The organism is Brachyspira pulli (genome assembly GCF_036997785.1).
GTDB lineage: Bacteria > Spirochaetota > Brachyspiria > Brachyspirales > Brachyspiraceae > Brachyspira > Brachyspira pulli.
The window spans coordinates 24,857-32,840 of record NZ_JAWLQI010000035.1 but is presented as its reverse complement, the minus strand read 5'-3'; the positions used below and the strand labels follow the sequence as shown (position 1 = coordinate 32,840).

At 28.3% G+C, this 7,984-nt stretch carries 6 protein-coding genes; 3 read left to right on the top strand and 3 right to left on the bottom strand.

What is annotated here, in order from left to right; translation table 11 throughout:
- Positions 1 to 364: 364 nt before the first annotated feature.
- Complete coding sequence (locus tag R4K56_RS09005; RefSeq protein WP_335772381.1) at positions 365 to 1,576, bottom strand: dicarboxylate/amino acid:cation symporter; 1,212 nt, start codon at positions 1,574 to 1,576, stop codon at positions 365 to 367.
- A 312-nt stretch (positions 1,577 to 1,888) separates the two neighbouring features.
- Positions 1,889 to 2,368, bottom strand: coding sequence for a large conductance mechanosensitive channel protein MscL (mscL, locus tag R4K56_RS09000; RefSeq protein WP_297298289.1), 480 nt, complete (start codon positions 2,366 to 2,368; stop codon positions 1,889 to 1,891).
- 508 nt (positions 2,369 to 2,876) lie between these two features.
- On the opposite strand from mscL, the gene R4K56_RS08995 reads away from it, so the two are divergent.
- Complete coding sequence (locus R4K56_RS08995) at positions 2,877 to 3,632, top strand: glycerophosphodiester phosphodiesterase (RefSeq protein WP_335772382.1); 756 nt, start codon at positions 2,877 to 2,879, stop codon at positions 3,630 to 3,632.
- 37 nt (positions 3,633 to 3,669) lie between these two features.
- Here R4K56_RS08995 and R4K56_RS08990 read toward each other — a convergent pair whose 3' ends face one another.
- On the bottom strand, positions 3,670 to 4,173 hold the full coding sequence (locus R4K56_RS08990) for a Spy/CpxP family protein refolding chaperone (RefSeq protein WP_335772383.1): 504 nt from the start codon (positions 4,171 to 4,173) through the stop codon (positions 3,670 to 3,672).
- A gap of 167 nt (positions 4,174 to 4,340) precedes the next feature.
- Here R4K56_RS08990 and R4K56_RS08985 point away from each other — a divergent pair, with 167 nt between their 5' ends.
- Positions 4,341 to 6,596: an aconitate hydratase gene (locus R4K56_RS08985; RefSeq protein ID WP_335772384.1), complete on the top strand. Its 2,256-nt coding sequence runs from the start codon at positions 4,341 to 4,343 to the stop codon at positions 6,594 to 6,596.
- Between the two features lie 89 nt (positions 6,597 to 6,685).
- A complete protein-coding gene (gene icd, locus R4K56_RS08980; protein ID WP_335772385.1) occupies positions 6,686 to 7,945 on the top strand; it encodes an NADP-dependent isocitrate dehydrogenase in 1,260 nt (419 codons plus the stop codon).
- Positions 7,946 to 7,984 lie beyond the last annotated feature (39 nt).

Below are 7,984 nucleotides of genomic sequence, written 5' to 3'. Positions count from 1 at the left end.
ATATAGTTGTTTAGGTATATACTAAAAATTTTTAAGTTTGTCAACTACTAGCCGTAGTGGCAACCCGCACGGTATCGCTTATTCTTAACGAATGTCCTTTATACGTGCGGCTGATTACTCATTATTATACAAAATCAATAAATCTATATTACAAGTAAAACATATATGAAAAGGTGAAAATTGACAAAATATAATTGTTTAGGTATATACTAAAAATTTTTAACTTTGTCAATCGTAAGCTACATAACCTTATAAAATTCTTTTATAAATATTTATTAGTTTAATTTTGAAATAAATTTAATAATAAAAAACCGCCTATAAAAAAACTTTATAGACGGCTTATATTAATTATGACCAACAATTTTTATGCTTCAGTTTTTACGATTTTTTTCTTGTAAATTGCATCAACTATAACACCTAGAGCATTATCTCCAGAAACATTGCATGCTGTACCAAATGAGTCTTGAGTTATATAGAGAGCAACCATTATAGCACATAAAGGACTGTCTGGAGCACCTAATCCTACCATATAGAGGAAAGGCAAAGCTGTCATTATGGAACCGCCCGGAGCACCTGGAGAGGCAACCATAGCTATACCAAGTATAAGAATGAAAGGAAGTACTATAGTATAAGAAATAGGTATTTGATTCATTAAACATACAGCAGTAGCACATGCTGTAATTGTTATCATAGAGCCTGCCATGTGTATATTAGCACAAAGAGGTACTACGAAGTTTCTTATTTGTTCAGATATTCCGTCTTTTTCAGCACACTGCAAGTTTACAGGTATAGTGGCAGCTGATGACTGAGTACCTAAAGCGGTGATATATCCGCGTATTTGATTTTTGATAAGAAATATCGGACTTTTCTTTCCTATAGCTCCTGCAACAAAGAATACTATAACTAAATATATGAAATGCATTAATATTACAACTAAGAATACTTTCCACAATATTCCTAATATTACAAATGTTTGTCCGCTTTTAGTCATATTTACAAAAGTACCGCAAATATAAAGAGGCAGGAATGGTATTATTGAAATTCTTAAAGTTCTGTCTATTATATTAGATAGTTCACCGAAAGAGTTATACAAATAATCTCCCATTTTATTTTCACTTGCTCTTAAAGTAGAAATACCTAATCCTAATATGAATGCAAATAAAACTGCCGATAAAGTATCAAGTATAGGCGGAAATTTCAAAGAGAGAAAAGGCTCTAAAGACTTTCCTGCAGTTTCAGCTATTTTTTGAATATCTTCCGAATTCATAAAGCTAGGGAATAGATTATAAGCTACTGTAAAAGATGCCGTACCTGATATTAGAGTTGAAGCATAAGCCAATGCACATGTTACAGCCAATAAAAAACCTGAACCTTCTCTTAAACCTGCTATACCCATAGTTACATAAGCTAAAATCATCAAAGGTATTACGAAACTTAAATAAGAACTAAAAATTCCAGAAAGAGTAACGATTAATCTAGATATTACTTCTGGTATAAATTGCTGTCCAAAAAATATACCAAGCAAAATTCCAATAATCAGTCTTGGAACTAGACCGAGTTTAAATTTTTTTTCCATTAGTTTCTCCTAATTAATAGTGTATATTATATAGTATATACAAAAAAACTAATCTGTAAATAGATAGTACATTTTTTTAATATTTAACTACTAATATAAATATTTAAAATTAAATTAAAAAACTTTTACATTACATAAATTATATTTACAAAAGAAGAATTAATTTATTATCAAACATTAAATTACAAATACTATATTATAAATATAATTTTAATATAGATATAGTTTACATAATTATGAAAATATATAATTAAATAAGATATTATAAAAAATATAGTTTGCTATATAAAATATGCATATTGTGAATGAAATTTATGATTTATCATCAGTAGTTGTCAAGTCAGAAGTACAGTTAGGACATTTTAATGCTTTAATATTTATTGTAGAAAAACAGTAAGGACAAGTCTTTTCTTTAGCCTCTTTATCATCTTTTTCTTTTTTAATAATTTTTTCCTGCATTTTATTAAAAACTTTTATAATTAAAAATAAAGCCACAGAAGTAATAAAAAAACTTATTACAGTATTAACAAAAACGCCAAAACTTATAACAATAGCTCCGGCTTCCTTTGCTGCTGCAAGAGATTGATAAGGTCCCGCATTTACAACACCTTTTTTAATCACTAAAAATATATTAGAAAAATCTATACCGCTTAAAATCAAACCAATTGGAGGCATCAATATATCATTTACAAAAGAGTTAGCTATTTTAGTAAAGGCCGAACCTATTACTATACCAACAGCCATATCTAAAATATTTCCTCTCATAATAAATTTTTTAAATTCTTCTAACATAATAAATAACCTATAAATATTTAATTTTATTTAAATATAATAAAACAATTTATATTTTTGTAAACATTATTTAAATATATTTATATAAATAATAATTAATCTTGAAATCAATATAAAACAATAGTATATACTGAAACGATTTCATTTTGCCGACTACTGCATATTATGTAATATTATCAACTTTTCTGCCGCACAAAAAAGTTTTTATCCTTCGGATACACTACGTGAAAAACGCAATTGCTAGAACTTTATATTAAAAATATACGTATTAAATGTAGTGTATAACCTAGATTTGTACTAAAAATGAAGTTTTTTTGGTTCTTTTATACCAATACTTTACCTAAAGGTACTCCTTTCAGTCGCAGCACTTCCTTCGGTCGTAAAAGAACTGGAGGCTGGGGCAAAGCCACAGATATAAAAACAAAAATATAAATTTATTTTTGACAAAATATAGTTGTTTATATATATATTATTCTTATAATGTTATAAATTTTAATTGGATTAAAAAATGTATTTAAATAAAGTAATAGCACATAGAGGATTTTCATCTCAATATCCGGAAAACACTTTATTATCATTTGAAAAAGCAATAGAATTAGGTGTAAAATGCATAGAAACAGATGTTACTATATTGAAAGATGGTACTCTTGTTTTATTTCATGATTATGAAACTAAATATCATACAAATTTCGATGGTATTATAAACGATTTAGATTATAATGATATACAAAATATTGATGCTGGTTCTTGGAAAAATGAAAAATTTAAAAATACTAGAATACCTACTTTAAAAGAATTAATAGATTTATGTAAAAAAACAAATACAAAAATTAACTTAGAACTCAAAGGCGAATCTGGAAAAAATGAAAAATACTGGAATAGCATAGTTGAAAATACTGTAAAACTAATAAAAGACAATAATGTTCAAGATTTAATTTTTTATTCAAGTTTTGAATTTGATATGTTGAGAATTTTAAAAGATGCAGATAAGAATGCTAAATTTGAAATTTTATTTTATGATAAAACAGAGCATTGGAAAGAAATATCTGATGAATTAAAACCTCAATCTATACATTTGTTTGATAAGACAGTAAATAAAAAATTAATAGAAAATATAAAAAATGAAAATTATGAAATTTATGTTTATACTGTAAATTCTTTAGAATTGGCAAATGAATTTTATTCTATTGGTGTAGATGGAATATTTACAGATAATCCTGATATATTTATAAAAAATAAAGGGCTAATAAGTACACCTTACTAACCCTTATTTTTCGTATAGTTATATTTTATAATTAGAATTATCTATAGTAATAATATCTCATTCTATAGGCATTCAATTGCTGTAATTGCTCATCTGTTAGAACATCTAATATAGTAACATCTTTTTCTATTCTAAGATAATCTATTTCTTTTTCTAAATCTTTTTTCTGATTTATCAAGTCTTTGATTAAGTTTAAATCAATATCAATTTTTTCTCTTTCCATTCTAAACTTATAATCAATACTTCTTTTTTGATATTCTAAATCATTGATTTTTAATTCATACTCATAAGCAATTTTACTCATTTCATCAATTTGCTCATCGCTTAAATATACTCCGGCATTTCTGCACATTCTGTATATATCGCCTCTTGCTGCATGTCTTCCTCTAGGTGCTGGAGGTACTGGTTCTCTTTCTCTTGGTGCAGCTTCATAATAACCTCTAGGTGTGCCTCTGGATTCTGCTGGAGGTGGTGTTTGTGCAAAAGCCATTGATGATATTAAAGTGATAATAAGTGTAGATAATAATATTTTTGTTTTCATTGATTAATCTCCTATTTTTTACTCAATTGTTTTTATTTGAATTATTAGACGAATAGTATTAATAAAAGTTCCTATACAATATAAAAAATTTATAAAACTATTGATAAAAAACCAATATTGTTATATAGTAATACTCTATAGCAATATTATTTTAGGAAGGTTATAAGATGGAAGTATATAATATAGATATGATAAGAAATTTTTATAGAAATTATTCCAATAAAGTAAATAATATAAAATCAAAATTAAATAGAGCATTAACATTATCAGAAAAAGTTTTATATGCCCATTTATACAATGAAAATGATATAAAAGATTTTAAAAGATCAGAAGATTATGCAGATTTCAGACCAGACAGAGTTGCTATGCAAGACGCTACAGCACAAATGGCATTGCTTCAATTTATGAATGCTGGAAAAACTTCTTCTGCAGTACCGGCAACAATACATTGCGACCACTTAATAGAAGCCTGCAATGGTGCTGAAGAAGATTTAAAAAATGCACTTAACGTTAATAAAGAAGTTTATAATTTTTTAGAGAGTGTTGCTAAAAAATACGGACTAGGTTTCTGGGAAGCAGGTTCTGGAATCATTCACCAAATAGTTTTAGAAAATTATGCCTTCCCTGCTGGAATGATGATAGGAACAGACTCTCATACACCTAATGCTGGAGGACTTGGAATGCTTGCAATAGGTGTTGGCGGTGCTGATGCAGTAGATGTTATGACAGGTATGGAATGGGAATTAAAAATACCTAATATAATAGGAGTAAAATTGACTGGTTCACTAAATGGCTGGGCAAGTGCAAAAGATGTAATACTAAAATTGGCTGGAATTTTGACAGTTAAAGGCGGTACTAACTCTATTATAGAATATTTCGGAGAAGGTGCATCTACCCTATCAGCTGCCGGTAAAGCATCAATATGTAATATGGGTGCTGAAGTTGGAGCTACTACTTCAATATTCCCTTATGACAATAATATAAAAGAATATTTAATATCTACAGGACGTGAAGAAATTGCAAAACTTGCAGATGAAAATATTAATAATTTAAAAGCTGATGAAGAAGTATATAATAATCCAGAAAAATATTATGATAAAATAATAGAAATAAATTTGTCTGAATTAGAACCATACTTAAACGGACCATTCACTCCAGATGCTGCATGCACTATAAGTGAGTTTGCTAAAAAAGTAGAAGAAAATAAATATCCTACAGCTATGGAAGTTGGATTAATAGGTTCTTGTACTAATTCTTCTTATCATGATTTAAGTAAGGCTGCTTCTCTTGCACGTCAGGTTATAGAAAAGAAATTAAAAGTAAAAGCAAAAATAATAATTAATCCAGGTTCTGAAGCTTCATATAATGCAGCTTTAAGAGATGGTATAATTGACGACTTCAAAAAAATCGGTGCAGTTATAATGACAAATGCATGCGGACCTTGTATAGGACAATGGAACAGACAAGAACCTGATAATACAAGAGCCAATTCTATAGTAACATCTTTCAATAGAAACTTTGCTAAACGTGCCGACGGTAACCCTAATACTCATGCATTCGTTGCTTCTCCTGAAACTGTAATGGCTTTAAGTATAGCTGGTGATTTAAGATTTAATCCTCTTAAAGATACACTTATTAATGAAGAAGGAAAAGAAGTAAAACTTGATGTACCTGTTGGAATAGCTTTACCAAAAGATGGACTTAGCACAGAAAATAAAAAAAGACAGAATGCTCCTGACAGTACAGTAGAAATTATAATAGATAAAGATTCAAAACGTTTGCAATTATTAAAACCTTTCAATAAATTTAATATAAAAGATTTTGAGAATATGCCTCTACTTATAAAAGTAAAAGGTAAATGTACAACTGACCATATATCTATGGCAGGACCTTGGTTAAAATTCAGAGGACATTTGGAAAATATTTCAGACAATATGTTAATGGGGGCTGTTAATTTCTTTAATGATAAGACAAACTGTGTATTCAATCAATTAAATAACAGTTATGAAGAAGTTTCAAAAACAGCAAAAGAATATAAGAATAAAAATATATCTTCTATAGTAGTGGCAGAAGAAAATTACGGTGAAGGTTCAAGCAGAGAGCATGCGGCAATGGAACCAAGGTTTTTGAATGTTAAAGCTGTATTAGCTAAAAGTTTTGCAAGAATACATGAAACAAATCTAAAAAAACAAGGTATGCTTGCCATAACATTTAAAGATAAAGATGATTATAACAAAATACAAGAAAAAGATAAAATAAGTATAATAGGACTTGATAATTTCAAACCTAAACAAAATCTTACTGTTAAAGTAATTCATGAAGATGGAAGTGAAGATACATTTGAAGCAGTACATACTTATAATGATGCACAAATAGAATGGTTTAAAAATGGAAGTGCATTAAACAGTTTAGGAAATAATTAAACATTAAAATAATAATTTGACATTGAAGTTATTATTAATAAACTATTTAGTATAGAAAGTATTTATAAAATAACAATTAGGATATTATTATGAGCAAAATTGAAATGAAAAATGGTAAACTAATCGTGCCAAATAATATTTCAATACCATTTATTGAGGGTGATGGTGTTGGAAAAGAAATTACTCCAGTGGCACAAATGGTTGTAAATGCGGCAGTAAAAAAAGCATATAATGGAGAAAAATCTATTGAATGGATTGAAGTACTTGCCGGAGATAAAGCACAAAAAGAATTAGGTACTCCTTTACCTGATGAAACAATCAAAATTTTTGAAGAATATCTTATAGGTATAAAAGGCCCTTTAACTACTCCTGTCGGTGAAGGTATGCGTTCTCTTAATGTAGCACTTCGTCAGACTTTGGATCTTTATGTTTGTTTAAGACCTGTAAGATGGTTTAAAGGTACTTCTTCACCTGTAAAAGAACCTAATAAAGTTAATATGGTAGTATTCAGAGAAAATACTGAAGATATATATGCTGGTATAGAATGGAAAACCGGTACAGAAGAAGCTAAGAAATTTTATAACTTCCTAAAAAATGAAATGGGAGTAAGTAAAGTAAGATTCCCAGAAACTTCATCTTTTGGAGTTAAGCCTGTATCTGAAGAAGGTTCTAAAAGATTAATAGCATCTGCAATAGAATATGCTATTGAAAACAAACTTCCTTCAGTAACTTTGGTTCATAAAGGTAATATAATGAAATTCACAGAAGGCGGATTCAAAAAATACGGATATGAACTTGCTAGAAAAGAATTTGCTGATAAAACTTTCACTATGGAAGAATATGCAGAAATAAAAAAAGAATTCGGCGAAGATAAAGCAAAAGCAAAATTAAAAGAAGCTAAAGAAAGCGGTAAAATAATAATAAAAGATAATATTGCTGATGCATTCTTACAAAACACATTATTAAAACCTGAAGATTATTCTGTAGTAGCTACATTAAATTTAAATGGTGATTATATATCAGATCAACTCGCTGCCATGGTAGGCGGAATTGGAATAGCACCTGGAGGAAACATTAATTATAAAACAGGCCATGCTATTTTTGAAGCCACTCATGGAACAGCACCAGATATAGCAGGAAAAAATCAAGCTAATCCTTGTTCATTAATACTTTCTTCTGTTATGGCATTGGAATATTTAAATTTAAATGAAGCAGCTGATTTAATAATAAATGCTTTGGAAAAATCATTTGAAAGCGGATATGCTACTGAAGATTTAGCAAGCTTTATGGAAAACGGTACTTCTCTTGGTACTAAAGAGTTTGGAGAAAAAATAGTTTCTCTAATATAATTTTATAATTTATTGTTAATAATTTTGTATTATACAAAA

Bases quoted from the DNA above. Each gene is read 5' to 3' on its own strand.
- R4K56_RS08985 (WP_335772384.1), top strand. From the start codon at position 4,341: ATGGAAGTATATAATATAGATATGATAAGAAATTTTTATAGAAATTAT.
- mscL (WP_297298289.1), bottom strand. From the start codon at position 2,368: ATGTTAGAAGAATTTAAAAAATTTATTATGAGAGGAAATATTTTAGAT.
- icd (WP_335772385.1), top strand. From the start codon at position 6,686: ATGAGCAAAATTGAAATGAAAAATGGTAAACTAATCGTGCCAAATAAT.
- R4K56_RS09005 (WP_335772381.1), bottom strand. From the start codon at position 1,576: ATGGAAAAAAAATTTAAACTCGGTCTAGTTCCAAGACTGATTATTGGA.
- R4K56_RS08995 (WP_335772382.1), top strand. From the start codon at position 2,877: ATGTATTTAAATAAAGTAATAGCACATAGAGGATTTTCATCTCAATAT.
- R4K56_RS08990 (WP_335772383.1), bottom strand. From the start codon at position 4,173: ATGAAAACAAAAATATTATTATCTACACTTATTATCACTTTAATATCA.